The sequence below is a fragment of the Streptomyces sp. NPDC001220 genome, assembly GCF_053597895.1.
Map to the genome: position 1 here is coordinate 192,516 of NZ_JBSFJE010000009.1, position 25,859 is coordinate 218,374.

Genomic DNA, 25,859 nt, shown 5'->3' on the forward strand with positions numbered 1-25,859 from the left:
GGTGACCACCGAGCTGATCCTGCTGCCCCGAGTCGCCTGCCGTGGACGGGAGATCACCGCGCCCCGGCTGCGCGGACTGCTGGCGTTGCTCGCGGAGGATCTGCGCGGCGGCTGCAGCACCGGCCGGCTGGTGGAGGGGCTGTGGGCGGAGGAGCTGCCTGAGCGGCCCGGCAAGGCCGTGCAGATCCTGGTGTCGCGGCTCAGGTCGCAGCTGGGTGCCGAGCTGATCGTGAGTACGCCGACGGGGTACCGGCTGGCGCTGGACGAGACGCAGGTCGACAGTTCCGCCCTGCTGCTGCACGAGGCGGACGGTGCCGAGCGGGCGCGGGCCGGGGATCACGAAGGCGCCCTGGCACAGGCCGAGGCCGGGCTGGCGCTCTGGGACGGGAGCGTGGGCGCCGGTGCGGGCGAGGACCTGCACGATCCGCTGGTGGCGCTGCGCGCCGGGCGGGTCCGGGCGCATCGCGCGCTGGTCCGGGCCCGGGCGCTCGCACTCGCCCGGCTGGACCGGCGGGCGGAGGCCGCGGCGCCGCTGACCGCCCTCGCCCGGGAACTGCCGCGGGACGAGGAGGTGCTGGCGGAGCTGCTGCGGTGCGAGGCCGCTACCGCCGGGCGGGCCGCCGCGCTGACCCGGTACGACGCCTACCGCCGCAGGCTGCGGGACGAGCTGGGGACCGACCCGGGGCCCGGGCTCAGATCGGCGTACCAGGAGCTGGTGCGGTCGGACGTGCCGAGGGTCCGGCACGGGGTTCCGCACGAGCCGAACCCCCTGCTCGGGCGGGACGCGGATGTCGCCGCCGTGGGCGGGCTGCTGCGCACGTTCCGGGTGGTCAGCGTCGTCGGTCCCGGCGGTCTCGGCAAGACCCGGCTCTCCCACGCGGTGAGCCGCGCGGCCGAGCAGCCCGTGGTGTACTTCGTCACCCTCGCCGGTGTCCTCGTCGACGACGACGTGGCCGGCGAGGTGGCCTCGGCCGTCGGCGCCGGGGAGGGCGGCCGGTTCAGCGGCGGCGGGGACGCGGTGACCGGCATCGTCGCCGCGCTGGGCACGGGATCCGCGCTGCTGGTGCTGGACAACTGCGAGCAGGTGATCGCCGGCGCCGCCGGTCTCGTACAGACGCTGGTCTCGCGGTCCAAGGAGCTGCGGGTACTGGTCACCAGCCGGGCTCCGCTGGGGCTGACCTCGGAGTCCGTGTACGCCCTGCCGGAGCTCTCACCGGCGATGTCGGTCGAGCTGTTCGGGCAGCGGGCGCGGGCCGCCCGGCCGGGGGTGGAGCTGCCCGCCGACCGGGTGGCCGAGATCTGCCGGCACCTGGACGGGCTGCCGCTGGCCGTGGAGCTGGCCGCGGCCCGGGTGCGGGTGCTGTCGGTGGCCGACATCGCGCGCCGGCTGCAGGACCGTTTCGCGCTGCTGCGCGGCGGCGCCCGGGACGCGCCCGAGCGGCATCGCACCCTGCGGGCGGTGGTGGAGTGGAGCTGGAACCTCCTGGAGCCCGACGGTCAGGCCGCGCTGCGTGCCCTGTCGGTGTTCCCCGGCGGCTTCACCGAGGAGGCGGCCGAGTACCTGCTCGGCGAGAGCGGTGACGTGCTGGCACTGCTGGAGCAACTGGCCGGTCAGTCCCTGCTCAAGGTGGGTGACAGCCCGTCCGGAGTGCGTTTCCACATGCTGGAGACACTGCGGGAGTTCGGTGCCGGCCGGCGCGCCGAGGCCGGCGAGGAGGCGGCGGTGACCGACCGGTTCCTGGTCTGGGCCCGGGAGTTCGGACGGACCCACCACGACCTGCTGTTCAGCCACCACCCGGGGCCCGCCTGGAGCCGGATCCGCGCCGAGCAGGACAACCTCGTCCTCGCCCTGCGGTACGCGCTGGCCCGCGCCGACGGACCCACCACCGCGGGCGTCACCGCCGTACTGTCCTCCTTGTGGTCCACCGGCTCCCACTACGGCCGGCTGGCCTCGCTGGCCGCCGACACCGCGGGCCCCCTCTCCCACTTCCGGCCCGAGAACCCCGCGGACGTGGAACCGGCCCGCAGCGCGGCGGCGGTGTGCGCGGCGAGTCTCTTCATGGGCCACGGCCCGCACGCCGTCCGCCAGTTGGTGACCCTGCGCCGGCTGCCGCCCGCCCAGCCGGACACCGTGCTGCGGGCCCTGTCCGTCGTACTGTGCGCGGTGCCGGACATCAGGCCGCCGGAGTTCGCTCGGCTCCAGCAGTTGTGCGAGGCCGAGGAGCCGATGCTGGCGGGCATCGCCTCGGCCGTCGCCAGCTACGTCTGGGAGGCCGGGCACGACATGGAGCGGGCCCTGGAGAGCGCCCGCCGGATGCTCGACGCGCTCGCCCCGCTGAACAACCCGGCCATGCACCTGCTCAGCCACGGCCGGGTCAGCGAGCTGTGCCTGCAGTCCGAGCGGGGCGCGGAGGCGTACGACCATCTGCGTGCCGCACTGAGCGCGCTCGACGCGTTCGGCGACGGGTCGGACACCCTCGGCATCCGCTGGGGGCTGGTGCTGGCCTGTCTGCACATGGGCGAGATCGACGAGGCCGAGTACTGGCTGGGCCTCGCCGCCGTGGACCAGCCGCCGGAGTCGGACCAGATATTCAGCCCCGAGCTGCCGGCCAGGGCGGAGATCGCGCTGGCCCGGGGACTGACCGAGATCGGGCTCGGGCTGTGGCGCCGGGCCGCGGAGCGGGTACGGCAGGCCGGTGCGCTGTTCCCCGACGATCCCTTCGTGGACTCGTGGGTCCTTCAGCTGCAGTCGGCGGCGGTGGCCGCGCACGCGCAGCACGGCCGGCCGGATCCGGTCGCCGCGCTCACCGAGGAGTTGGGGGCGTACCTGCTCGGGCTGCTGGCCGGCGGCCCGGCCGACGGTTCACCGGCCGAGGGGTCCCCGGTGGAACTGCCGGTGTACGGCACGCTGTTGCTGGCGCTGGGACACGCCCGGCTGGCCAACGGCGAACCGGCGGCCGTACGGCTGCTGGCGCTGTCCGAACGGATGCCGGTGGTAAGGGAGTTCCCCACCCTGTCCCTGGAACGCTCCCGGGCGGCGGCCGAGCACGCGGATCGGGCCGCGTACGCCGACGCGAGGTCGGAGTACGCGGCCCTGGGGCGGGATCAGCTGCGGGTCGCGGCCCTGCACGAGCTCACTGCCGGGGCTCGCGGGTGAACCGCGCCCGGGACCACAGGTAGCCCAGCACGGTCAGCCCCAGGCCCCAGGCCAGGGCCAGCACGGCGTTCTTCGTACCGATCCCGCTGCCCAGCAGCAGACCGCGCAGGGTCTCGATGAAGGGCGAGAAGGGCTGGTACTCGGCGAACCAGCGGAACCAGCCCGGCATGGCGTCCACCGGCACGAACGCGCTGGACAGGAACGGCAGCATGACCAGCGGCGTCCCGATGTTGCTGGCCCCCTCGGGGTTGGGGCTGATCAGGCCGATGCCGACCGCGAGCCAGGTCAGCGCGAGGCTGACCAGGGCCATCAGGCCGGCCGCCGCGAGCCACTCCACCGGCGTCGCGTCGGGCCGGAAGCCGATGGCCAGTCCGATGCCCAGGACCACCACCAGCGCCATCATCGTCTGGATCACGCTGCCGATCACGTGACCGACCAGCACGGAGGGGCGGGAGATCGCCATGGTGCGGAACCGGGCCATGATGCCCTCGGTCATGTCGGTGCACACAGACACCGCGGTGCCGAGCGAGGTCATCGCCACGGTCAGGAAGAGGATGCCGGGGACGAGGTAGGCGACGTAGTCGGACCGGTCGGCGTGGCCGCCGGTGATGCCGGCGCTCATCACGTTGCCGAAGACGTAGACGAAGAGGAGCAGCAGGATGACCGGGGTGAGCAGGAGGTTCAGGGTGAGGGAGGGGTAGCGGCGGGCGTGCAGGAGGTTGCGCCGCAGCATGGTGAGGTTGTCGCGGAGGGCGTAGGACCCGGTGCTCATCGGACGGTCTCCTTGGCGGTGTTGATGGTGCTGTCGGCGTTGGCGGCGTCGGCGGTGGCAGCCGCGGGGCTGCCCGTCAGGGCGAAGAACACGTCGTCCAGGTCGGGGGTGTGCACGGAGAGTTCGTCGGCCTCGATGCCGGCGGCGTCCAGCCAGTCGAGGATGGCGCGCAGTTCGCGCTGGGTGCCGCCGCTCGGGATCTGCAGGGCGAGCGCCTCGTCGTCGCGGGTGGTCTCGCGCAGGGCGGTGGCCGCCTGCTCGTAGGCCACCGGGTCGGAGAACCGCAGCCGTACGTGGCCGCCGGGCACGAGCCGCTTGAGTTCCCCGGCGCTGCCCTCGGCGACGAGCTTGCCGCCGTTGAGCACCGCGATGCGGTCGGCGAGCTGGTCGGCCTCCTCCAGGTACTGGGTGGTGAGGAAGACGGTGGTCCCGCCGGAGACCAGCTCACGGATGATCTGCCACATGGTGTGGCGGGAGCGCGGGTCGAGGCCGGTGGTCGGCTCGTCGAGGAAGATGATCCGCGGGCTGCCGACCAGGGTCATGGCGATGTCGAGGCGGCGCTTCATGCCGCCGGAGTAGGTGGACGCGGCCTTCTTCGCGGCCTCGGTGAGGTCGAAGCGCTCCAGCAGTTCGGCGGTGACCCGGCGCCCCTCGCTCTTGGAGAGGTGGTGCAGGTCGGCCATGAGGAGCATGTTCTCCTCGCCGGTGATCAGGCCGTCCACGGCGGAGAACTGTCCGGTGACCCCGATGGCGGCCCGTACCGACTGGGCCTGCGTGGTGATGTCGTGGCCGGCGATCCGGGCCTGGCCGCCGTCGGCGGAGATCAGGGTGGAGAGGATGTTGACCGCCGTGGTCTTGCCGGCGCCGTTCGGTCCGAGGAGGGAGAAGATCGTGCCGGCCGGTACCCGGATGTCGATGCCGTCGAGGACGGTCTTGTCCCCGTAGGCCTTGCGCAACCCGGTCGCCGCGATGGCGAGTTGTTCGGTGTCTGTCGTCGTCATGCCGCAGAGCTTGCGGCCGCGGCGGTTCAGCACGGCTTCAGCCGGGTTTCAGCGCGGGGCGGACGGTTTCAGCGCCGGGTTCGCCGTGGGTCTCACCGGCATGGGCGGCGGAGGGCTGATGACCCCGATCATGGTCATGGTGTTCGAGGTGAACCCGACGGCGGCCATCGGCAGCGACCTGGCCGCGCCCGTGTTCGTGAAGCCGTTCGGCGTGCTGGGGATCGTCGTCGTGCGCGACCGCCGTACCGCGCACCACCGGGCGGTGGCCGGGACTCCGCGCCTCCTGCGGTCCTCCGGTCCTGTGGCCGCGTGTCCGACTCGCGGAGGTCGCCGCCCGCGCGCGACCATGGCATGAGCCGGCCCTGAAGGAGCGCGCATGCGACGGAACCGACTGCTCACCTCGGCCGCGGCACTGAGCGCGGCCGCCGCACTGGGCCTGGCGGTGCCCCACACCGCCGCGGCCGCCACCGAGCACAGCTGTTCCTACGTGTCGTCGGGCTTCCGGCCCACCCTCACGTACGGCGACAGCGGCGCGGCGGTCCAGCAGGCCCAGTGCCTCAGCAACGCGTGGGGCGGCGAGCCACCCCGACTCGACCCCGACGGGGTCTACGGCACCCTCACGCAGAAGAAGATCGAGTGGATCCAGGTCTGTCACGGCCTCCCGGAGAGCGGCGTGATCGAGGGCCGCACCTGGCAGGCCCTCTACCACCCGGCCCTGGACTGTTACGCGCCGTATCCGACCTGACGGCCGCCCGGCCCTCGCGGAACCGAGGCGCACCGAGGCGAACCGAGGCGCACTCCAGCTCGGTCATGTCCGCCCCGCTCCGGCCCCTGCTCGAACCGCAGATCCCACGCACCCCCGCGAACCGTTCGTCGGTGTCATGCCGTCGGCCGTTAGGGTGTGGTTAAAGAAATCGCAAAGGGATCACAAAGCGAGATCGACGAGACAGGGGAGACAGCCTTGGGGGCTCCACGCCTGAGCAGGACGCCGTTGCCGGGAATCGGGGTCCGTTACGACCTCACGACACGGGAGCAGCGCAGGCTGTCCGTGGTCGCGCACCGTGACGGCTCACGGATTCTCAGCGCCTATCACCAGGACGACCCCGACGCCTGCGCCCTGTCGGTGCGGCTGTCCTCGGGTGAGACGGACGCGCTCATCGACGCGCTGATGCCGACGCACCACAGCCCGAACCTGCTCTCCACCACCGATCTGGGGCTGGTCGCCGAGCGGATCGAGCTGGGCGCGACGTCGTACTGGAACGGCAGGCTCCTCGGCGAGACCCGGATGCGGACCGAGACGGGTGTGTCCATCGTGGCCGTGCTGCGCCGCGCCGAGGCGGTCCCCTCCCCCACCCCCGGCTTCCGGCTCGCCGGCGGGGACACGCTCATCGTGATCGGCACCCAGGAGGGCGTCGACGCGGCCGCCTCCATACTCGGGCGGGAGTGAGGCCACCGTGCACGACTCCGCCGTCTTCCTGATCGAGTTCGGGGCGATCATCCTCGGCCTGGGGCTGCTCGGCCGGCTCGCCGGACGCTTCCAGTTCTCGCCCATACCCCTCTACCTGCTGGCCGGGCTCGCCTTCGGCAACGGCGGGATCTATCCGCTCGGCACCAGCGAGGAGTTCGTCGCGATCGGCGCCGAGATCGGTGTCGTCCTGCTGCTGCTCATGCTCGGCCTGGAGTACACGGCCAGCGACCTCGTCTCCAACCTCAGGACCCAGTACCCGGCGGGACTGGTCGACGCCGCGCTGAACGCGCTGCCCGGCGCCGCCATGGCCCTCCTGCTGGGCTGGGGCCCGGTGGCGGCCGTGGTGCTGGCCGGCGTCACCTGGATCTCGTCGTCCGGGGTCATCGCCAAGGTCCTCGGCGACCTGGGGCGGCTCGGCAACCGGGAGACCCCGGTGATCCTGAGCATCCTGGTGCTCGAAGACCTGTCCATGGCCGTCTACCTGCCGATCGTCACCGCGCTGCTCGCCGGTGCCGGCCTGGCCGCCGGCAGCCTCACGCTGGCGATCGCCCTCGGGGTGGCAGGCCTGGTGCTGGTGGTGGCGGTGCGCTACGGCAGGCACATCTCCCGGTTCGTCTCCAGCGACGACTCGGAGAAGCTGCTCCTCGTGGTGCTGGGTCTGACGCTGCTCGTCGCGGGAATCGCGCAGCAGCTCCAGGTGTCCGCCGCCGTCGGCGCGTTCCTCGTCGGCATAGCGCTCTCCGGCGAGGTGGCGGAGGGCGCACACCACCTGCTCGCTCCCCTGCGTGACCTGTTCGCCGCCGTCTTCTTCGTCTTCTTCGGCCTGCACACCGACCCGGCGAGCATTCCGCCGGTGCTGCTGCCCGCGCTCGCCCTGGCGGTGGTCACGGCGCTGACGAAGATCGCCACCGGGTACTGGGCCGCGAAGCGCGCCGGGATCTCCGCCAAGGGCCGCTGGCGGGCCGGCGGCACGCTGGTCGCCCGCGGCGAGTTCTCCATCGTCATCGCGGGCCTCGCCGTCACCGCCGGCATCGAACCCTCCCTGGGCCCGCTGGCCACCGCCTACGTCCTGATCCTGGTCGTCCTCGGCCCCCTCACCGCCCGCTACACCGAGCCCCTGGCCCGCCGCCTCACCCGGCGGTCGGGGGCCGCGGAACCCCTGCCGGCCGAGAGCACCGTGCCCGTCCCGGCCGGCGCGGAGGAACCGGACACGGTCCGCCGCGCCTGACACGGTTGCGGGGCCACGGCGCTCACTGGCGCACGGTGAAGTACTGCCATGCTCCCCACGTGCTGAGGTTCCCGGAGTCCTTGGCGGTCGGGACGTACTCGGCCCGGATCCGGAATCTGCCGCCCGTCGACCTGGTCAGGGCCGTCGACAGGTCGGTGGTGCTCTTCGACGTCAGGGAGTGGCACGCCGAGGTGCTCTCGGTGTGCCAGGCGCCGTCCTGGTAGCGCTGGATCTGGAAGCGGACGCACTGGGCCGGTTTGGCCGGGGTGACCGTGACGGCCAGCTTGGCCTTGGCCGTGTGGTGGTAGACGCGGTAGAGGACGGTGCCGTAGTGGGTCGTCGTGTAGCTGCCGGTCAGGGACTCCGCCACCTTCGCCCGGGACGTCACCGTCTTCGTGGCCGTCGCGGGGGCGTAGTGGTCGTCGCCCTTGAACTCCGCGGTGAACACGGTCCGGCGGGTGACCTGGTATGTCGCGGTCAGGTTGCCGTGGCTGTCGGCCTCGGCCGTCCTGACCCGCGTCCTGCTGCCGCCGTACGGCTGGGCGTAGAGGGAAACGGTGCGGTCGTCGTACGTCTTGCCCAGGTGGGCGGTGAGCCGCGCCTTCGCGCCGTAGCCGAAGGAGGCGGCGTTCGTGGTCAGGCTCAGCGCCGTGGGTGTGCGGGAGACCTGGACCGTCGCCGACGCGCTCGCCGGCTCGTGCGTGGAGTCGCCCGGGTAGGTCACCGTGTAGGTGTCGGCGCCCGCCTCCTGCGGGATGTCGGTGAAGCGCAGCGTGCCGTTCGCGGCCAGGGCCGCGTCGGGAAGGGCGACGCCGGCGGGGTGGACCCGGTCCGTCCTGGTCACGTGCACGGTCTCGCCCAAGGCGTAGGGCGCCGCCGTCAACTGGCCGGTGACCGTCAGCGAGGCCGCCCTGTTCGACTTGGCCGGGGCGGTGAGGGCGAGGGTGGGGGTCGCGGGCGGGAGTTGGTACGGGACCGTCATCGGGTAGGCGGCCGTGGAGATGTTGCCCGCGGCGTCGACCGCCCCGACGTAGAGGGTGTGGACACCCCACGGGAGCGCGGTCGTCAGGCTCGCCCTGCCCTGCGGGTCGGCCACGACCTCGGGCGCGCCGATGCCGGGTGCCTGGTCGAGGCCGTAGACGAAGTGGTCCAGACCGCTGGTCCGGCAGTCCGGGGCGCCCGCCGTCGTGCAGCCCTCGGGCAGCGACTCGGCGGAGGCGAAGGTGAAGGTGGTCGGCTGCCCGGCCGCCTTCGTCGGCGTTCCCGCTCCCGTCGGCGGGAAATCCGGGTTCGTGACGGTCGGCGCGACCGGAGCGCTGCTGTCCACCTGGAAGTAGCAGGGGTCGGTCGGGTTCGAGTAGGACGAGCCGTCGTATGTCGAGGCGTGCCAGCCGTAGGCGTGACCGTCCGTCAGCGGCAAGGGCACGAAGACGGACTGGGAGAGCACCGGCAGGCCGTCGGCCGAACCGTCGGCCGACTGGGCGCCGTCCGCGTCCCAGGCGTGCACGATTCCCTGGTACTTCACCCCGTTCACGGTCGGCCGCGGGACACCGATCGACACGCTGAATCCGTCGGGCGGCGGGGTGGAGGCGGTGCGCAAGAGCGGGCTGTCCGCGGTGCCGCAGCTCGTGCCGGCCGGCGCGGTGGGCGTCGGCAGCGCCGGGTCGACGGGGGTCTCGTCGGCGGACGCCACCGTCGCCGGGAGCGTGGCCGCCAACGCGCCTGCCAGCAGCAGCGCCAGCCGGACGCGTCTGTGTGTGGGCCTGTTCATCGTGTCGTCCTCCCCGTGGGCCGCGGTCCCCGGCCGCGGAGCAGGCGGAGCGTAACACCGGGTTCGAACACACCTGCGGCTTCTTGATCAAGCATTTACCGGAGGCCGCCTCAAGCCAGCTCAGGACGGCTCAGGACGGGTCAGTTGTTCCAGGTCTCGTCGTACGGGTCGGCCGGCGTCGGGATCGGCTTGGCCTCGGTGACCTTCAGGAACGGGATCGGGCCGCCGTTCACCGGGTCCTTGGTCCGCCGGGCGGTGTAGGTTCCCGTCACCTGGAGCCAGGCGTCCGGCTGGAGGACCGGGGGGATCTTGCCGGTCAGGGCGACCTTCACCGGCTGGGCGTCCGCCGCGCAGCAGTTGAGGGCCATCCGGACCAGGTAGGGGGTGCCGGCGGTGTCCACGGCCACGAAGCCGGAGATGCGGACGCGGTGGCCGTCGAGCGAACGCCCGTGGTCGTACACCGCCCGGCCCGCGTAGTCGACCAGGGCGAGCGGGATCGGGTCCCCGGCCGGCAACTTCGTGTAGCCGTACGGCTGTTGCAGGGCAGTGCCCGCGCGCATCGCGCTGTAGGAGCCGAGCGCGGGCGGGGCGATGAGGATCAGGGCCAGCAGGGGAAGGACCAGGAGCCAGGAGATCCGGGGTTCGGGGTGGCTGTGGTCCGTGGCGGGAGCGGGGGTGGTGGCGGTGGCGGTGACGGTGGCAGCAGCGGCCCGACGGCGGCTGCGGCGCCACTCGTACCAGGCCGTCGCCAGGGCCGAGACGATCAGGACCGCGCCCGCCGCCAGCAGCAGCGGGCGCAGGCCCGCCTTCACGTAGCGCAGATAGAGATCGGTGGCGCCCGCGTGCAGCAGGGCCGCCCCCACCAGGAACATCATCGCCGCCTGGGCCTGCCGGTTCACAGCAGCACCGCCCCGGTCAGGACCGCGCCGGCGATCGCCGCGGCGAAGGTGGCCGGGGCGAAGCGCAGGGCGAAGCCGCGGCCGAAGGTACCTGCCTGCATCGCGAAGAGTTTCAGGTCGATCATCGGGCCCACGATCAGGAACGCCAGCTTCGCGGTGAGCGAGAACTGGGTCAGGGACGCCGCCACGAACGCGTCCGCCTCCGAGCAGATGGAGAGGAGCACCGCGAGGATCGACAGGGCGAGGATCGCGATCACCGGGTTGGCGGCGGCCGTGCGCAGCCATTCCGCCGGGGCCACCGCCTTCAGGGTCGCCGCCGCCATCGCGCCGAGGACCAGGAAGCCGCCCGCGTGCACGGTGTCGTGGCGGACCGAGTCCCAGAACGCCTCCGCCCTGGTTTCGCCCTCGTGGTGCGCGTGCGCCGGCAGGCGCAGCCAGTCGGTACGGCCGAGGCGCTGCCACAGCCAGCCCATCCCGCACGCCACCAGCAGGCTGCCGGCGAACCGCGCCAGCACCATCTCGGGGTTGCGGGGGAACGCCACCGCCGTCGCCGTCAGCACGATCGGGTTGATCGCGGGGGCGGAGAGCAGGAAGGCGATGGCCGCGGCCGGGGTGACGCCCCGGCGGACCAGGGCGCCGGCCACCGGGACGGAGGCGCACTCGCAGCCCGGCAGTACGGCGCCGGCCAGCCCCGCGACCGGGACGGCCAGCGCGGGTCGGCCGGGCAGGGCGCGGGCGAAGAAGGACGGGGGCACGAAGACCGCGATCGCCGCCGAGAGAAGCACACCGAGGACGAGGAAGGGGAGCGCCTGGACGACCACCGCCACGAACACGGTCATCCAGCTCTGCATCACCGGCGTCGACAGCGCGCCGCGCACCGGGCCCTGGAACACCACGACCAGCAGGAGCAGCAGGGTCAGGGCCAGGGGGGAGCTGAGATGCCAGCCCTCCTGGCCGGGCGGGGTGCGGCTGCCCTCGCCCGGGGTCCCGTCCTCGGACGCGTGGCCGGGCGGGGCGGCTTCTTCGGTGATGGCCACGGGTGGGATACCTCCGGCACTTCGGTAGATCCGGGATTATGCTCCCTGCCCTTCCCTACGGGCGGCCGGGGGCGGCTGTTCACCTCGTTGCTGGAACCATGCGTCCTGTTGAGGCACTCTTTTCCCTTGTGGCGAGCGTTCCGTATCAAGGTGGTGGCGCCCCGGCGCACATGGTGGTCTGCGGCGACGACGGGCTCGCGCACCGGCTGGCGGCCGAGTTGCGCGTGGTGTACGGCGAACAGGTCACCCTCGTCGTACCCCCGAACGTGCGGATCGCCAGGCCACCGGTGGTCGGACGGGCCCGGGCCGCCTCGGCCGCGCTCCTCGACCGGGTGGTCAGCGCCACCGTCGGACGCGCCAACGGGAACGGCGGCAACGGCGCGGGCGGCGGCACCGTCCCGGCCGTCGCTGAAGGCCCGCGCGGGGAGCGGGTGCTGGAGGCCGTCGAGGCCACCGAGGCCGTGCTCGCGGAGGCGGGCGTGGAGCGGGCCACCGCGCTCGCGCTCGTGTACGACGACGACGAGACCAACATCCGGGCCGCTCTCACCGCACGCCGGCTGAACCCCCGGCTGCGGCTGGTGTTGCGGCTGTACAACCGGCGGTTGGGGCAGCACATCGAGGAACTCCTGGACCAGGCAGCCGTGTTGGCGGTCGGCGATCTGGACGGCGGTGCGGGCGACACGTCCACGACCGTACTCTCCGACGCCGACACCGCCGCGCCCGCGCTCGCCGCCACCGCGCTCGCCGGGACCGGCAAGGTCATCCAGACGGACGGGCTGGTGCTGCGGGCGGTGGACCTGCCGCCGGGGGGCCTCGCCGGGCCGGACGCCGGCCAGGGGCTGTGCACGCTGGCGCTGTTCTCGGCGAACAACAACGGTCCCGGACCGGTCGAGGGCGCCGGGGAGCAGGGGCCGCGGCTGCTGCCCGACGACGCGGAGGTACGAGCCGCGGGTGAGCGTGGCGTGATGGTGCTGGAGCAGGTGTCCTCGTCCTCGTCCGAGGCGGCCGCGCAGGACCGGCGCCGGGCCGGGTTCGGGGCCGGGGTCGTGCCGCTGCTCGTCTCGCTGTTCTCGCGGCGGCTGCGGTGGTCGCTGGCCGGGGTCGTGGGGTGTGTGGTCGCGCTCGCGGTCGCGCTGTCGGTGGTGACGGGTATTCATCCGGTACGGGCCTTCTACTACACGCTCCTCGATCTGTTCGCCATCGACGATCCCGCGATCGGGCAGTCGCTCGGGCGGCAGATCCTTCAACTGCTGTCCGGGTTGATGGGGTTGCTGTTGCTGCCGGTGCTGCTGGCGGCGGTGCTCGAAGCGCTCGGTACCTTCCGGACGGCTTCGGCGCTGCGGAAGCCGCCGCGGGGGCTGAGCGGGCATGTCGTGCTGCTCGGGCTGGGCAAGATCGGGACACGGGTGCTGACACGGCTGCGTGAACTGCAGGTCCCCGTGGTGTGCGTCGAGTCCGATCCGGACGCGCGCGGGCTTGCGGTGGCCCGGCGGCTGCGGGTGCCGGTGGTGCTCGGGGATGTCACCCAGGAGGGGGTCCTGGAGGCCGCCAAGATCCATCGGGCGCAGGCGCTGCTCGCGGTGACCAGCGCGGATACGACGAATCTGGAGGCCGTGCTGTACGCGCGGGCGGTACGACCGGACCTGAAGGCGGTACTGCGGCTGTACGACGACGACTTCGCGACGGCCGTGTACCGGACGCTGCGGGCCGCGCATCCGCGTGCGGTCACCCGGAGCCGGAGTGTGTCCTATCTGGCGGCGCCGTCCTTCGCGGGGGCGATGCTGGGGCGGCAGATCCTCGGGGCGATTCCGGTGGAGCGGAAGGTGCTGCTGGTGGCGGCGGTGGATGTGGGCGGGCATCCGCAGTTGGAGGGGCGGACGGTGGACGGGGCGTTCCGGGCGGGGGCGTGGCGGGTGCTGGCGCTCGAGGGGCGCCCGGTCGCCGGGGACTATCTGCTGAAGGGTGGGGACCGGGTGGTGGTCGCGGTCACTCGCCGGGGGCTGGCGGAGTTGTCCGGCCGCGTGCCGCCCGCCGGGCCGTCCGACTCGCTCGGTTGAGAGGCGGGGGCGGGTGCGTCGTGGCCGATCGCGCAGTTCCCCGCGCCCCTTGCGGGGCGCCAGGGCCGCGCGGAGTTGGCTCGCCTCTTCGGGCGGTGCGCCGAACCGCGCGGCGCCGGACGAGTGCCGCTGACCGGGTGCCGCTGACCGGGTGCCGAGTTCGGCTCAGTCCGTCGGCGCCGCTGCCGTGGGCGTGAGGTGGGTTTCCGCGAACTCCATCTCCAGTCTCAGCTGCTTGATCCGTTCGTCGACCACCAGGGAGCCGTGGCCGGCGTCGTAGCGGTAGACCTCGTGGGGGGCCGAGCGGGCGGCCAGGCGGGTGACGTAGTTGTCGATCTGGCGGATGGGGCAGCGGGGGTCGTTGACGCCGGCCGAGATGTAGACCGGTGCCTTGACGTCGTCCACGTACGTCAGGGGTGAACTCGCGGCGAAGCGGTCCGGGACCTCCTCCGGCGTACCGCCCAGCAGCGTGCGGTCCATCGCCTTCAGGGACTCCATCTCGTCGTGGTACGCCGTGACGTAGTCGGCGACCGGAACGACCGCGATGCCCACCGCCCAGGAATCGGGCTGGGTGCCCAGGCCCAGCAGGGTCAGGTAACCGCCCCAGGAGCCGCCGGTCAGGATCAGCCGGTCGGGGTCGGCCAGGCCGGACTCCACCGCCCAGTCCCGTACCGCCGCCACGTCCTCCAGCTCGATCAGGCCCACCCGGTGCTTCAGCGCGTCCGTCCAGGCCCGGCCGTAGCCCGTGGAGCCCCGGTAGTTGATGCGGACCACCGCGTAACCGTGGTCCACCCAGGCCGCCGGGCCCGCCGCGAAGCTGTCGCTGTCGTGCCAGGTCGGGCCGCCGTGCAGGTCGAAGACGGTCGGCAACGGCCCCTCCGCTCCCGCCGGCTTCTGGATCAGCGCGTGGATACGGCCGCCGGGGCCCTCCACCCACGCGTCCGAGACCGGGACGGACGGGGGGCACTTCATGCCCGGCGGATCCAGGACCACCTCGCCCGTCGTCGAGCGGACCACCGGCGGCTCGGCGGCGGAGGACCAGAGGTACTCGACGTTTCCGTCGGGGCGGGCGGTCGCCCCGGAGACCGAGCCCGCCGGGGTCGGGATACCGGTCAGCTCGTGCGTCGCCAGGTCGTACCGGAACAGTTCGCTGCGGGCCTTGTGGCTGTGGGCGATCAGCAGGGCGCTGCCGTCCGGATACCACTCCGCGCTCACGTCGCCCGGCAGGTCCAGGGTCAGGTCCGTCTGTTCGCCGGTCACGACGTCCCAGACCAGCGGCTCCCAGCGGCCGCGCCGCTGGTGGCCGATGAGCAGCCGCGGATCGCCTTCGACCGGGGCGAAGCCCAGCACCTCCAGGCCCAGTTCCTCCGCGCCGCCCCTGGTGTCGTCCAGCTCGGCGACCGGCGTGGCGTCCGGGCGGATCACGCGCAGCGCCGAGTGCATCGCGTCGCCGTGCTCGGTGTGCTCGATGGCGATCAGCGAGCCGTCGTGGGAGAGGTCGCCGACGCCCGCCGACTCATGGTGGCGGTAGATCTCCCGCGGCTTCTCCCCCACTCTGACCAGGTAGATCGTCGTACCCTCGTCGTCGGTGGAACGGCCCACGACCGCCGTACGGCCGTCCCGGCCCAGGGCCAGGCCCGAGGGGTACGACGGCTCCAGGCCCGGTGTCGCCTCCTCGTCCGCGCCGCCGCCGAAGGGCTGGCGGCGCCAGACGCCGAACTCGTCGCCGTCCTTGTCGTCGAACCACCAGATCCACGCGCCGTCCGGGGAGAGCAGCCCGTCCGTCGTGCCGTTCGGCCGGTTCGTCGCCTGGCGCTGCTCTCCGCTCGCGCGGTCCCAGGCGTACAGCTCATACGTCCCCGTCGCGTTCGACACGAACAGGGAACGGTCGGGGGCGTCCTCCGCCCAGTCCGGCAGGGAGACCCGAGGGGCGCGGAAGCGCTTCTCCCAGTCCGGCATGTCGCTCTCACTCATGGCCGCAGTCATGGCCCCATAGTGCCCGCACCCACCCACAATGCGCTGGCGGGCGTCCTCAGCCTGTGGATAACTTTGCGCGCGGCCGCCCCACGGGTCCGACCCCACTCCCAACCCGCCGCAAAGCGCCCCGTACCGTGGAAGGCGTGTACCGCTTTCTGCTGACACCCCGTTGGTGGGGCATCAACGTCTTCGTGCTGCTCGCCATCCCGTTCTGCATCTTCATGGGGTCCTGGCAGCTGAGCCGCTTCGAGTCGCGGGTCGAGGCGCATCGCAGCGCCGACAAGCAGGTCGAGACGGCCCGGACGGAAGCGGCCCGGCCCCTGGCCGACCTGCTCCCCGTCGACCAGTCGACCTCCGGTAAGCGGGCCACCGTCAGCGGCCGGTACGCCAAGCAGCTGCTGGTGCCCGACCGGCAGCTCGACGGCAGGGACGGCTTCTACGTCCTGACCCTGCTGCGCACCGACTCCGGCCAGGCTCTGCCCGTCGTCCGCGGCTGGCTGCCCGGCAAGGCCGACACGGCGAAGGCGCCCGCCCCGCCGGCCGGCGAGGTCACCGTCACCGGCGCGCTGCAGGCCTCCGAGACGCCGGGGGACAACGGCGTCAGCACCCAGGGCGGGCTGCCGTCCGGACAGACGGCGGCGATCAGCGCGGCCTCGCTGGTGAACCTGGTGCCCTACCGGATGTACGACGCGTGGATCACGCTGGAGAAGGCCGACTCGGGGATGACGGCCGTCCCGGCGATCGCGCCGGACAACTCGGGGCTCGACCTGAAGGCGTTCCAGAACCTCGGCTACACCGGCGAGTGGTTCGTCTTCGCGGGGTTCACGGTGTTCATGTGGTTCCGGCTGCTGCGCCGCGAGGTGGAGTTCGCCCGGGACGCGGCGCTCGGCCTGGTGCCGGACGAGGAGACCCAGGCCCGGCAGCCGAGCGCCGTCTGACGGACGCCGACGGCGCCGCTCCCGCGGCGCCGGTCACACCGCCGGCAGGACTCCGGTCCAGTAGACCGTCCCGGCGCACGCGTTCGTCACCGTCGCGGAGCCGGTCGGGGACCCGGCCTCCGGGGTGTACGAGACCGCGACGCCGCCGTCGGCCGTGCCGTCCTCGGTGAGCAGCTGGGTGGTGGCGCCCTCCGATCCGGTGGTGGTCGTACCGGTGCTGCTGCCGGGGTCCTCGGAGGGGCTCGGGGAGGCCGTGCTGCCACCGGTGCCGCCGGTGTCGGTGGAGCCGCCGGTGCTGGTCCCGCTGGTCGGGCAGGTCTCCAGGGGGACGAAGCCGAACTTCTCGTCGTAGGCCGCGCCGGGTGCCAGGACCAGGCCGGTCAGCTCGGTGGACGGGTCGGGGAGCCCGGCCGCCGCGTCGCCCGAGGTGTGCCGGACCGCGCTGAGCTTGGTGGCGTCGGCCGCGCCCTGCGCGAGCAGGCCCACGCTGCCGGGGCCGCCGACCGTACAGCTCGTCTTCGAGACGTTCACGACCCGGAAGGTGCCGTAGACGACGCCCGTCGAGTCGGGGGCGCCGACGGTGGCGGTCGGGGTGGCGAGCTGGTCCGAGGTGCAGACCGGGGCCATGGTGTCGGCGCTGGCCGAGGGGACGACCTTGGTGCCGCCGACGGCGCCGGTGCTCTCGTCCTTGCCGCCGTCCTTGGTGCCGCCGGTCTGCTGGTCGGTGGCCTGGCCGCTGCTGGCGCCCGCGGTGCTGGAGCCGCCGTCCGGGTTCTTGCCGCCCGCCGAGCCGCCCTGGGCCTGGGAGGCCTGGCCGGCCATGGAGGTGTTGGGGTCCATGCCGCCGGAGTTGGAGACGTGCACGAGGGCGGGGATCACGGTGCCGATGAAGAGGGCCGCGGCCGCCATGCCCACGGCGGCCTGGCGCTTGCGGGCCCGGCGGGCCGGGACGGCGCGGCGCAGGTGGTCGAGGACGCCGTCGCGCGGTGCGAGATCGTCGACCGCGGAGTGCAGCATCCGGCGCAGCGCCAGTTCGTCGGCACCGAGCCCGTCATGGCCGGCGCCGAGCCCGTCGAAGCCCTGTCCGAGCTCCTCGGGGCCCTTTTCGTCGGGGCCGTGGTTCACAGTTCCGTTCCCAGCGTGCGATTGCGTGTGCTCTTGCTCGTGGTCCCGCGCCGGCTCCCGCCGGCCGGCAGGCCCGTGGTCCCGGGCCGGCTCCCCCGAACCGGGTGGCTCCCCCGGGCCGTGAGAACCGTGCGACTCGCGGCCGGGGCGTGGCGCGCCGTCCCGTGTCGGCTCGTGCCAAGCGTAGGGCTCGTGGCGATCATGTGAGTCGCCTCCCTGGGGGCTGTCCGTCATGCCGCCGACTCCATCGCCACCCGTAGTGCCGCGATGCCGCGCGAGCCGTACGCCTTCACCGACCCCAGCGATATGCCCAGCGTCTCGGCGACCTGGGCCTCGGTCATGTCGGCGAAGTAGCGCAGCACCAGGACCTCGCGCTGCCGGCGCTGCAGGCCCTTCATGGCCTTGATCAGGTCGCGCCGCTCCAGCTGGTCGTAGGCGCCCTCCTCGGCGCTCGCCATGTCGGGCATCGGCTTGGAGAGGAGCTTGAGGCCGAGGATGCGGCGGCGCAGCGCGGAACGGGAGAGGTTGACGACCGTCTGGCGCAGGTAGGCCAGGGTCTTCTCCGGGTCACGGACGCGTTTGCGGGCCGAGTGGACACGGATGAACGCCTCCTGCACGACGTCCTCGCAGGAGGCGGTGTCGTCGAGGAGGAGCGCGGCGAGGCCGAGCAGTGAACGGTAGTGCGCCCGGTAGGTCTCGGTGAGGTGGTCGACGGTGGTACCGGCCGCCGCCGTCTCCTCGGCGCCGTCGCGCTGGCTGGGTATGCGGGTGGGCCGCGCTGCGGGCATGGGCGCGATCACCGGCATGCCGCCGGCCGCGCCGGACATGCGAGGGCGCAGGCCCGCGCGGGGCGGCCGCAAGGCCGTCGCGCCGAGGGGCGCACTGAGTTCGAGTACCTCTGCCACGTCAGTTGGACACGTCTACCCCCTTCGGGGTTGTACGTGCCGGGCATCACTTTCGTGTCAGGCGCGCCGGGCGGGTTCGCGCCGGGCATGCCGGGCCGGCCGGCCCGCGCGGTCGAGACCGTTCTCCGCGCGTCCGGCAGTACACCCGACGGTGCCTCACATGCCGTCATGCGTCCCGCTCTTCCCTTGTGTCCCATATGAACGGGCGTCCCCACGCCCTGATCACGGCGTCCCCACGCCAGGATCATGCGTCCCACGACCCGAGGGCCGGCCGCGTAAGCGCCCCGTAAGAGGGCGATCGCAAAGACGCTCCCCGCCGTCCGCGTGGTTGCGGAGGACGGGGAGGAAAATCTTCGAACGCCGAGGGGCCGGGGTTCAAGTGGTTTGGACCATGCTCATGGCCACATTTCCTGCTCGACCCCTACTTGTGGGCCCGCTCCCACCCAGGACGTTTCCCGTGGTCACCGGCTGTTCACGCGAACTCCGCCATACCTGAACGGCCAGTCAGTTCCGCCGCCACCAGCTCGGCGATCTGCGCGGTGTTCAGAGCGGCACCTTTGCGAAGATTGTCCCCGCAGACGAAGAGTTCCAGCGCGGTCGGGTCGTCGAGCGCCCGCCGCACCCGCCCCACCCAGGTCGGATCGGTGCCCACCACGTCGGCCGGGGTCGGGAACTCCCCGGCGGCCGGGTTGTCGAAGAGGACGACGCCCGGGGCGGTGTCCAGGATCTCCCGGGCCCCGTCGACCGTGACCTCGCCCTGGAAGCGGGCGTGCACGGTCAGGGAGTGCGTGGTGACCACCGGGACCCGGACACAGGTCACGGCGACCGGAAGCTTCGGCAGCCCGAGGATCTTGCGGGACTCGTCCCGCACCTTCATCTCCTCCGACGACCAGCCGTCCTCGCGCAGCGACCCGGCCCACGGTACGACGTTCAGCGCGACCGGCTCCGGGAACGGCCCGGTGCTGTCCCCGACGGCCCGCCGTACGTCACCGGGCTTGGTGCCCAGCTCGGTACCGGCGACCATCGACAGCTGGGCCCGCAGTGTCTCCACGCCGGCCCGCCCGGCGCCGCTCACCGCCTGGTACGACGACACCACCAGCTCGCGCAGCCCGAACTCGGCGTGCAGTGCGCCCAGGGCGACGATCATCGACAGGGTGGTGCAGTTGGGGTTGGCGATGATCCCGCGCGGCCGGCTGCGGGCACAGTGCGGATTGACCTCGGGGACCACCAGGGGCACCTCGGGGTCCATCCGGAAGGCGCCGGAGTTGTCCACCACGACGACACCCTTGGCCGCGGCGACGGGCGCCCAGCGCGCGGAGATCTCGTCGGGCACGTCGAACATCGCGACGTCGATCCCGTCGAAGGCCTCCTCCGACAGGGCGACGACCTCGATCTCCTCCCCGCGCACGGTCAGCTTGCAGCCGGCCGAGCGCGCGGAGGCGATCAGGCGGATCTCGCCCCAGACGTCCGCCCGCTGGGACAGGATCTGGAGCATGACCGTGCCGACGGCCCCGGTCGCCCCCACGACCGCGAGCGTCGGCTTGGCAGTCATCGGCCGGTGCCTCCGTAGACCACGGCCTCGTCGCTGTCGGAGTCGAGCCCGAAGGCGGTGTGCACGGCGCGCACGGCCTCCGGCACGTCGTCGGCGCGGGTGACGACCGAGATACGGATCTCGGAGGTCGAGATCAGCTCGATGTTCACGCCCGCGTCGGACAGCGCCTCGAAGAACGAGGCGGTGACCCCGGGGTTGGTCTTCATACCCGCGCCGACCAGCGAGATCTTTCCGATCTGGTCGTCGTAGCGCAGCGAGTCGAAGCCGATGCCCGGCCGGTTGCGCTCCAGGGCGTCGATGGCCTTGCGGCCCTCGGTCTTCGGCAGCGTGAAGGAGATGTCGGTCAGGCCGGTGGCCGCGGCGGACACGTTCTGCACGACCATGTCGATGTTGACCTGGGCGTCGGCGATGGTCCGGAAGATCGCGGCGGCCTCACCCGGCTTGTCCGGCACACCGACGACCGTGATCTTGGCCTCGGAGGTGTCGTGCGCGACACCGGAGATGATGGCCTGCTCCACCTTCTTGTCCCCAATCGGCTGACTGCTGACCCACGTGCCCTGAAGTCCGCTGAAGCTGGACCGGACGTGGATCGGGATGTTGTAACGGCGGGCGTACTCCACACAGCGGTGGAGCAGCACCTTGGAACCGGAGGCGGCGAGCTCCAGCATGTCCTCGAAGGAGATCCAGTCGATCTTCCGCGCCTTCTTCACCACGCGCGGGTCGGCGGTGAACACACCGTCGACGTCGGTGTAGATCTCACAGACCTCGGCGTCCAGCGCGGCGGCCAGCGCCACGGCCGTGGTGTCGGACCCGCCGCGCCCCAGCGTGGTGATGTCCTTCTTGTCCGCGCTCACGCCCTGGAACCCCGCCACGATGGCGATGTTGCCCTCGTCCAGCGCCGTCCTGATCCGCCCCGGCGTGACGTCGATGATCCGGGCTTTGTTGTGGACCGAGTCGGTGATGACGCCTGCCTGGCTGCCGGTGAACGACTGGGCCTCGTGGCCCAGGTTTTTGATCGCCATGGCCAGCAGTGCCATGGAGATACGCTCTCCGGCGGTCAGCAGCATGTCGAACTCACGCCCGGCAGGCATCGGGGACACCTGCTCGGCCAGATCGATCAGCTCGTCCGTCGTGTCGCCCATCGCGGAAACGACGACAACCACCTGGTTGCCGTTCTTCTTCGCTTCCACGATTCGCTTGGCGACGCGCTTGATGCCCTCGGCATCGGCAACGGAGGAACCTCCGTACTTCTGCACGACAAGGCCCACGTGCGCTCCTCGCTCGGTTTGTCTGTGTCGGCTCAGTTTAACGAGCGGCCGGATTCCACCAGCGTGCTCCCGCATGGTGAGACGTCCTGGCGGGGTGTTCCGCCGCTCGCTTCCGGGACGGAACATGCCCAGCTCGCGGCACCCCACGCAGGAAAGTGCGGTGGCTCACAGTGACTGGGCGCGACGGCGGCGACGAGGACGAGGAGCAAGACCCTTTTCCGGGCCGGAGCCCCGGCTCACTTGGCCTTGAGGCCCAGCTGTCCGCCGATCTCCTCCTGCATGACCTGGCCGGCCTCGAACTCCAGCGTCTCGTCGCCGATCGTGTCCTGGTCCGTGTCCAGGCCGTCCAGCTCCGCCAGGGGCTGGTTGAGGCGGACGTGGATGAGGATGGACTGGAGGGCACGCAGGGTCGCGGAGGCGGTCGGGCCCCAGTTGGAGAAGTAGGAGAACTGCCACCACCACAGCGCCTCCGTGGTGCGGCCGGCCCGGTAGTGGGCCATGCCGTGCCGCAGGTCGGTGATGACATCGGCCAGGTCGTCCGAGATACGGGCCGGCACGGGCGCCCTGCGGGGCTCGTACGGGTCGAAGACCTCGGAGTAGACGTCGATGGGCTCGAGGAGCCGGGCGAAGTTCTCGCGCAGTTCGTCGACGTCCGGCTCGGGGCCGAGGTCCGGCTCGTAGCGCTCGTCGGGGACGATGTCCTCGTGCGCGCCGAGGCGGCCACCGGCCAGCAGCAGCTGGGAGACCTCCAGGAGGAGGAAGGGGACCGCCGAGTCCGGCTCGTCGCCCTTGGCCACCTCCGTGACGGCCACCAGGAAGCTCTCGACCTGGTCGGCGATCTGGACCGCGAAGTCGTCGGGGTCCTGGGCGGTCGCGTGCAGTGTGGCGTCAGACATCTAGGAGTCGTCTCCCCTCGAAGGCGCGACCGAGGGTGACCTCGTCCGCGTATTCCAGGTCGCCACCCACCGGGAGGCCGCTGGCCAGGCGGGTGACCTTCAGGCCCATGGGTTTGATCATGCGGGCGAGGTAGGTGGCGGTCGCCTCGCCCTCCAGGTTCGGGTCCGTGGCCAGGATGAGCTCGGTGACCGCGCCGTCGGCAAGCCGGGCGAGCAGCTCCCTGATCCGCAGGTCGTCGGGGCCGACGCCCTCGATCGGGCTGATCGCGCCGCCGAGCACGTGGTAACGGCCGCGGAACTCACGGGTGCGCTCGATGGCGACCACGTCCTTGGGCTCCTCGACCACGCAGATCACCGTCGGGTCGCGGCGCGTGTCACGGCAGATGTTGCACAGCTCCTCCTGCGCCACGTTGCCGCAGGTCGCGCAGAACCGGACCTTCGCCTTGACCTCCAGGAGGGCCTGGGCGAGCCGCCGTACGTCCGTCGGCTCGGCCTGCAGGATGTGGAAGGCGATCCGCTGCGCGCTCTTCGGACCGACGCCGGGCAACCGCCCCAACTCGTCGATGAGGTCCTGGACCACGCCTTCGTACAACGGACTGCCCTTCCTGGAGTCTTTCGGTACGTACCGTAGTTGGCTGCCGCCTGTCCTAGGAAGGCGGTGCGGGTGTCGCGCGGGCGACGAACATCAGAACGGCGAGATCAGAGCGGTGGCGGAAACCGCCCGGGGATCAGAACGGCAGACCGGGAATGCCGCTGCCGCCACCCAGACCCTGCGCCAGCGGGCCGAGCTTCTGCTGCTGGAGCGCCTGGGCGTTCGCGTTGGCCGCCTGGACGGCCGCGACGACCAGGTCGGCGAGGGTCTCGGTGTCCTCCGGGTCCACCGCCTTCGGGTCGATCTTCAGCGTGCGCAGCTCGCCGGCGCCGGTCACGGTGGCCGTCACCAGGCCGCCGCCCGCCTGCCCGTCGACCTCCGTGTTCGCCAGCTCCTCCTGGGCCCGTGCCAGGTCTTCCTGCATCTTCTGGGCCTGCTGGAGCAGCTGCTGCATGTTGGGCTGGCCACCACCGGGGATCACGATCAGCTCCTGGGTCCGCATCCGTGTCTGGTTCTGCTCTGCTGTGGATGAGCCTACGTGGTCGACGCAGCCATCGCCCCGCCACTCTTTCGAGTGAGAATCCTGACGGCCCTATACCTGATCAAGGCCCACTTCCGAGCGGAAAAGAGGCGAAAGCAAGGTCTTCGCCACCCATTGGGCGGTAGGAAGGGTTCCCGTTGTCAGCATCCATTGTCACGTGCAGGGCCATGGCCGACGCCATGCGCAATGACGGTCCGATGTCACGGAACGTGATCGGTTGTGATCAGTAGGGAGTGCCGGGTGGGCCAGCCGGAGATGCAGCCCGAGGGACCGCCTCAGGACGGGCGGGGCGAGGGTGCGGCCGGACTGCGGCCGGGTGACCTGACCGGGCGGCCGTTCCCGCTCGGGGACTGGGGTGAACCGGCCGAGCGGCTCGACGAGCTGTACCGGTGGGTGGAGCGCGGGGCGCTGCAGACCGCCGCGTGGTACTTGGCGGACCGGGTGTGGAAGCGGCGGGGGGCCCGGGCGCTGCGGTGCGGGGCGGCCGTGGGCGCGGTGCTGGGTGCCGCGCTGCCGCTCCTCGACCTCACCGGCGTGGTGGGCGGGGTCGCGCCCTGGGGGTATCTCGCGCTGCTGCTGGCGGTGGCGTGCGTCGGCGTCGACCGGTTCTTCGGGGTGACCTCCGGCTGGATAAGGGACATGGCGACCGCGCAGGCCGTGCAGCGGCGGCTCCAGGTGCTCCAGTTCGACTGGGCTTCGGAGAGCGTCCGGGAGGTGCTGGGACCGGCGGAGGGCACGGCGAGCGAGGCGGCCGAGCGGTGCCTGGCGGTGCTGCGGCGGTTCTCGGAGGACGTGACCGAGCTGGTCCGCACGGAGACGGCCGACTGGATGGTGGAGTTCCGGACCGGACCGGCGCCGCTCGGCATGCAGGCGACGGTGACGGCGGGGCCGCGCGCGGACGCGGGACATCTGAACGGCCGCTTCCCGCTGCCCCCGGGCACGAACGGAACCCGCCCGAACATGCCCAGACAACGACCACCGGAACCCCGGTGAAGCCCGCGCCAAGTCCCAGCGGGCCAGGCGAGACCCGGCAAGGTCCCGGCTGATCCCGGCGTGGCCCGGCTGACCCCGGCGTGGCCACGCCCGGTCCAGGCGATGTCATGGCCAGGCCCCGGCTGACCCGGCAAGGTCCCGGCGTGGCCACGCCCGGTCCGGGCGATGTCATGGCCAGGTCCCGGCTGACCCGGCCAGGTCCCGGCTGACCCGGCGAGGCCCGGCTGACCCCGGCGTGGCCACGCCCGGTCCAGGCGATGCCATGGCCAGGCCCCGGCGAGACCCGGCGTCGCCCCGGCGAGGTCCGGCGAGGTCCGGCGAGGTCCGGCGAGGTCCGGCGAGGTCCGGCGAGGTCCGGCGAGGTCCGGCGAGGCCACGCCTGGCCCAGGCGATGTCCCGGCCAGGTCCCCGTGAGGAGATTTGTCACGACGGCCTAATGTCTTGACATCGACGGAAGCGGCCCCGCATCGTGAGCGGACAGTCCGCGGAACGGTCCGAAGAGGGGCAGCCACATGGTGCGTAGGCTCGGCGTCGCCGTCGTCGGGTTCGGCTGGATGGGGCGGGTGCACACCCAGGCCTACCAGCGGGTCCCCCACCACTTCCCGCAGCTGCCCGTACGCCCCGAGCTGGTGACCGTCGCCGAGGAGGTGCCGGGCCGGGCCGAGGAGGCCGCCGCGCAGTTCGGGTTCGCGTCCACCACCCGCGACTGGCGTGAGGTCGTCGCCGACCCGCGCGTGGATGCCGTCAGCATCACCGCGCCGAACTTCCTGCACCGGGAGATCGGCGTCGCCATGGCCGAGGCCGGCAAGCACATCTGGATCGAGAAGCCGGTCGGGCTGACCGCGGAGGACGCCGGCGCGGTCGCCGACGCCGTCGCGAAGGCGGGCGTCCAGGGCACCGTCGGCTTCAACTACCGCAACGCGCCCGCCGTCGCGTACGCCCGTGACCTCATCGCCGCCGGCGAGCTGGGCACCGTCACACACGTGCGCATCCGCCTCTTCAGCGACTACGCGGCCCACCCGGACGGCGCCCTGACCTGGCGCTACGAGCGGGCCCGCGGCGGTGGCGGGGTTCTTGGCGACCTCGCCTCGCACGGCGTCGACCTGGCCCGCTTCCTGCTCGGGGAGATCACCGCGCTCGCCGCCGACACCGCCGTCTTCATCCCGGAGCGCGCCCGCCCCACCGGCGCCACCGCCGGCCACACCCTGGCCACCGGCGGCGTACTCGGCCCGGTAGAGAACGAGGACTACGTGAACTGCCTGCTGCGCTTCGCCTCCGGCGCCCGGGGCGTCCTGGAGGCGTGCCGGGTCTCGGTCGGCGAGCAGAACAACTACGGCTTCGAGGTGCACGGCACCAAGGGCGCCGTCTTCTGGGACTACCGGCGGATGGGCGAACTCGGCGTCAGCCGCGGCACCTCCTACCAGGACCAGCCCGTCAGCACGGTCCACGTCGGCCCCGGGCACGGCGAGTACGGCGCCTTCCAGCCCGGCGCGGCCAACGCCATGGGCTACGACGACCTCAAGGTCGTCGAGGCCCGCAACTTCCTGCGCTCCATAGTGGAGGACACCCCGTACGGCCCGACCCTGCGGGACGCCGTGCACAGCGCGGCCGCCCTCGACGCGATGAGCCGCTCGGCCGCCGGGGGCACCTGGGTGAGCCTCGGCTGAACCCCCGCGCCTCAC

22 protein-coding genes are annotated in these 25,859 nt (G+C 72.4%); 9 read left to right on the forward strand and 13 right to left on the reverse strand.

The window, feature by feature from the left end:
* Position 1 precedes the first annotated feature (1 nt).
* Positions 2-3,157 (forward strand): ATP-binding protein, encoded by a 3,156-nt coding sequence (locus ACWDGI_RS22630; protein WP_450761669.1) that lies wholly within the window; start codon positions 2-4, stop codon positions 3,155-3,157.
* Here ACWDGI_RS22630 and ACWDGI_RS22635 read toward each other — a convergent pair.
* Positions 3,135-3,929, reverse strand: a complete 795-nt coding sequence (locus ACWDGI_RS22635; protein WP_450761671.1) for an ABC transporter permease — start codon at positions 3,927-3,929, stop codon at positions 3,135-3,137. The two genes, ACWDGI_RS22630 and ACWDGI_RS22635, sit on opposite strands and share 23 nt — an antisense overlap.
* The gene (locus ACWDGI_RS22640) at positions 3,926-4,930 is read right to left on the reverse strand and encodes an ATP-binding cassette domain-containing protein (protein WP_450761673.1); all 1,005 of its coding nucleotides are present in this window, start codon (positions 4,928-4,930) and stop codon (positions 3,926-3,928) included. The genes ACWDGI_RS22635 and ACWDGI_RS22640 overlap by 4 nt, the downstream gene beginning before the upstream one ends.
* On the opposite strand from ACWDGI_RS22640, the gene ACWDGI_RS22645 reads away from it, so the two are divergent.
* The 4 genes from ACWDGI_RS22645 to ACWDGI_RS22660 all read left to right on the forward strand — a co-directional run bounded on the left by ACWDGI_RS22645 (position 4,929) and on the right by ACWDGI_RS22660 (position 7,626).
* Entirely contained in the window at positions 4,929-5,285 is a 357-nt protein-coding gene (locus ACWDGI_RS22645) for a hypothetical protein (RefSeq protein ID WP_450761675.1), read from the forward strand. The two genes, ACWDGI_RS22640 and ACWDGI_RS22645, sit on opposite strands and share 2 nt — an antisense overlap.
* 21 nt (positions 5,286-5,306) lie before the next feature.
* A complete protein-coding gene (locus tag ACWDGI_RS22650; RefSeq protein WP_450761677.1) occupies positions 5,307-5,675 on the forward strand; it encodes a peptidoglycan-binding domain-containing protein in 369 nt (122 codons plus the stop codon).
* A gap of 216 nt (positions 5,676-5,891) precedes the next feature.
* Complete coding sequence (locus ACWDGI_RS22655) at positions 5,892-6,377, forward strand: cation:proton antiporter regulatory subunit (RefSeq protein ID WP_362574665.1); 486 nt, start codon at positions 5,892-5,894, stop codon at positions 6,375-6,377.
* Between the two features lie 7 nt (positions 6,378-6,384).
* Positions 6,385-7,626, forward strand: a complete 1,242-nt coding sequence (locus ACWDGI_RS22660) for a cation:proton antiporter (RefSeq protein WP_450761679.1) — start codon at positions 6,385-6,387, stop codon at positions 7,624-7,626.
* Positions 7,627-7,648: 22 nt separating this feature from the next.
* Here the strand turns inward: ACWDGI_RS22660 and ACWDGI_RS22665 are convergent, their stop codons facing one another.
* The 3 genes from ACWDGI_RS22665 to ACWDGI_RS22675 all read right to left on the reverse strand — a co-directional run bounded on the left by ACWDGI_RS22665 (position 7,649) and on the right by ACWDGI_RS22675 (position 11,333).
* The gene (locus ACWDGI_RS22665) at positions 7,649-9,397 is read right to left on the reverse strand and encodes a hypothetical protein (RefSeq protein ID WP_450761681.1); all 1,749 of its coding nucleotides are present in this window, start codon (positions 9,395-9,397) and stop codon (positions 7,649-7,651) included.
* A 140-nt stretch (positions 9,398-9,537) separates the two neighbouring features.
* Entirely contained in the window at positions 9,538-10,296 is a 759-nt protein-coding gene (locus tag ACWDGI_RS22670) for a TIGR03943 family putative permease subunit (RefSeq protein ID WP_450761683.1), read from the reverse strand.
* Entirely contained in the window at positions 10,293-11,333 is a 1,041-nt protein-coding gene (locus ACWDGI_RS22675; RefSeq protein ID WP_450761685.1) for a permease, read from the reverse strand. The genes ACWDGI_RS22670 and ACWDGI_RS22675 overlap by 4 nt, the downstream gene beginning before the upstream one ends.
* A 170-nt stretch (positions 11,334-11,503) precedes the next feature.
* Between ACWDGI_RS22675 and ACWDGI_RS22680 the strand changes: the two genes are divergently transcribed.
* Entirely contained in the window at positions 11,504-13,390 is a 1,887-nt protein-coding gene (locus tag ACWDGI_RS22680) for an NAD-binding protein (protein WP_450761995.1), read from the forward strand.
* 165 nt (positions 13,391-13,555) lie between these two features.
* On the opposite strand, the gene ACWDGI_RS22685 is transcribed toward ACWDGI_RS22680, so the two are convergent.
* Positions 13,556-15,364 (reverse strand): prolyl oligopeptidase family serine peptidase, encoded by a 1,809-nt coding sequence (locus ACWDGI_RS22685; protein WP_450761687.1) that lies wholly within the window; start codon positions 15,362-15,364, stop codon positions 13,556-13,558.
* Between the two features lie 146 nt (positions 15,365-15,510).
* Between ACWDGI_RS22685 and ACWDGI_RS22690 the strand changes: the two genes are divergently transcribed.
* Positions 15,511-16,305, forward strand: a complete 795-nt coding sequence (locus ACWDGI_RS22690) for an SURF1 family protein (protein ID WP_450761689.1) — start codon at positions 15,511-15,513, stop codon at positions 16,303-16,305.
* Between the two features lie 33 nt (positions 16,306-16,338).
* Here ACWDGI_RS22690 and ACWDGI_RS22695 read toward each other — a convergent pair whose 3' ends face one another.
* From ACWDGI_RS22695 to ACWDGI_RS22725, 7 genes are all read right to left on the reverse strand, one after another.
* Positions 16,339-17,430: a hypothetical protein gene (locus ACWDGI_RS22695; protein WP_450761691.1), complete on the reverse strand. Its 1,092-nt coding sequence runs from the start codon at positions 17,428-17,430 to the stop codon at positions 16,339-16,341.
* Positions 17,431-17,660: 230 nt separating this feature from the next.
* Positions 17,661-18,335, reverse strand: a complete 675-nt coding sequence (locus ACWDGI_RS22700) for a SigE family RNA polymerase sigma factor (RefSeq protein ID WP_450761693.1) — start codon at positions 18,333-18,335, stop codon at positions 17,661-17,663.
* 472 nt (positions 18,336-18,807) lie between these two features.
* Complete coding sequence (locus tag ACWDGI_RS22705) at positions 18,808-19,887, reverse strand: aspartate-semialdehyde dehydrogenase (RefSeq protein ID WP_450761695.1); 1,080 nt, start codon at positions 19,885-19,887, stop codon at positions 18,808-18,810.
* The gene (locus ACWDGI_RS22710) at positions 19,884-21,155 is read right to left on the reverse strand and encodes an aspartate kinase (protein WP_351317465.1); all 1,272 of its coding nucleotides are present in this window, start codon (positions 21,153-21,155) and stop codon (positions 19,884-19,886) included. Before ACWDGI_RS22710 ends, ACWDGI_RS22705 begins: the two co-directional genes overlap by 4 nt.
* 236 nt (positions 21,156-21,391) lie before the next feature.
* Positions 21,392-22,051, reverse strand: coding sequence for a DUF5063 domain-containing protein (locus tag ACWDGI_RS22715; protein WP_450761697.1), 660 nt, complete (start codon positions 22,049-22,051; stop codon positions 21,392-21,394).
* On the reverse strand, positions 22,044-22,643 hold the full coding sequence (gene recR, locus ACWDGI_RS22720) for a recombination mediator RecR (protein WP_366354321.1): 600 nt from the start codon (positions 22,641-22,643) through the stop codon (positions 22,044-22,046). The genes ACWDGI_RS22715 and recR overlap by 8 nt, the downstream gene beginning before the upstream one ends.
* A gap of 136 nt (positions 22,644-22,779) precedes the next feature.
* Entirely contained in the window at positions 22,780-23,124 is a 345-nt protein-coding gene (locus tag ACWDGI_RS22725; protein ID WP_351317457.1) for a YbaB/EbfC family nucleoid-associated protein, read from the reverse strand.
* A gap of 300 nt (positions 23,125-23,424) precedes the next feature.
* Here ACWDGI_RS22725 and ACWDGI_RS22730 point away from each other — a divergent pair, with 300 nt between their 5' ends.
* Entirely contained in the window at positions 23,425-24,177 is a 753-nt protein-coding gene (locus ACWDGI_RS22730) for an SLATT domain-containing protein (protein WP_360495862.1), read from the forward strand.
* Positions 24,178-24,689: 512 nt separating this feature from the next.
* Positions 24,690-25,844, forward strand: a complete 1,155-nt coding sequence (locus tag ACWDGI_RS22735) for a Gfo/Idh/MocA family protein (protein WP_450761700.1) — start codon at positions 24,690-24,692, stop codon at positions 25,842-25,844.
* Positions 25,845-25,859 lie beyond the last annotated feature (15 nt).

Excerpts from the sequence above, each read along its gene's own strand:
- ACWDGI_RS22635 (WP_450761671.1), bottom strand. The coding sequence starts at position 3,929 with ATGAGCACCGGGTCCTACGCCCTCCGCGACAACCTCACCATGCTGCGG.
- ACWDGI_RS22645 (WP_450761675.1), top strand. The coding sequence starts at position 4,929 with ATGCCGCAGAGCTTGCGGCCGCGGCGGTTCAGCACGGCTTCAGCCGGG.
- ACWDGI_RS22640 (WP_450761673.1), bottom strand. The coding sequence starts at position 4,930 with ATGACGACGACAGACACCGAACAACTCGCCATCGCGGCGACCGGGTTG.
- ACWDGI_RS22650 (WP_450761677.1), top strand. The coding sequence starts at position 5,307 with ATGCGACGGAACCGACTGCTCACCTCGGCCGCGGCACTGAGCGCGGCC.
- ACWDGI_RS22665 (WP_450761681.1), bottom strand. The coding sequence starts at position 9,397 with ATGAACAGGCCCACACACAGACGCGTCCGGCTGGCGCTGCTGCTGGCA.
- ACWDGI_RS22680 (WP_450761995.1), top strand. The coding sequence starts at position 11,504 with ATGGTGGTCTGCGGCGACGACGGGCTCGCGCACCGGCTGGCGGCCGAG.
- ACWDGI_RS22685 (WP_450761687.1), bottom strand. The coding sequence starts at position 15,364 with ATGAGTGAGAGCGACATGCCGGACTGGGAGAAGCGCTTCCGCGCCCCT.
- ACWDGI_RS22705 (WP_450761695.1), bottom strand. The coding sequence starts at position 19,887 with ATGACTGCCAAGCCGACGCTCGCGGTCGTGGGGGCGACCGGGGCCGTC.
- ACWDGI_RS22715 (WP_450761697.1), bottom strand. The coding sequence starts at position 22,051 with ATGTCTGACGCCACACTGCACGCGACCGCCCAGGACCCCGACGACTTC.
- ACWDGI_RS22735 (WP_450761700.1), top strand. The coding sequence starts at position 24,690 with ATGGTGCGTAGGCTCGGCGTCGCCGTCGTCGGGTTCGGCTGGATGGGG.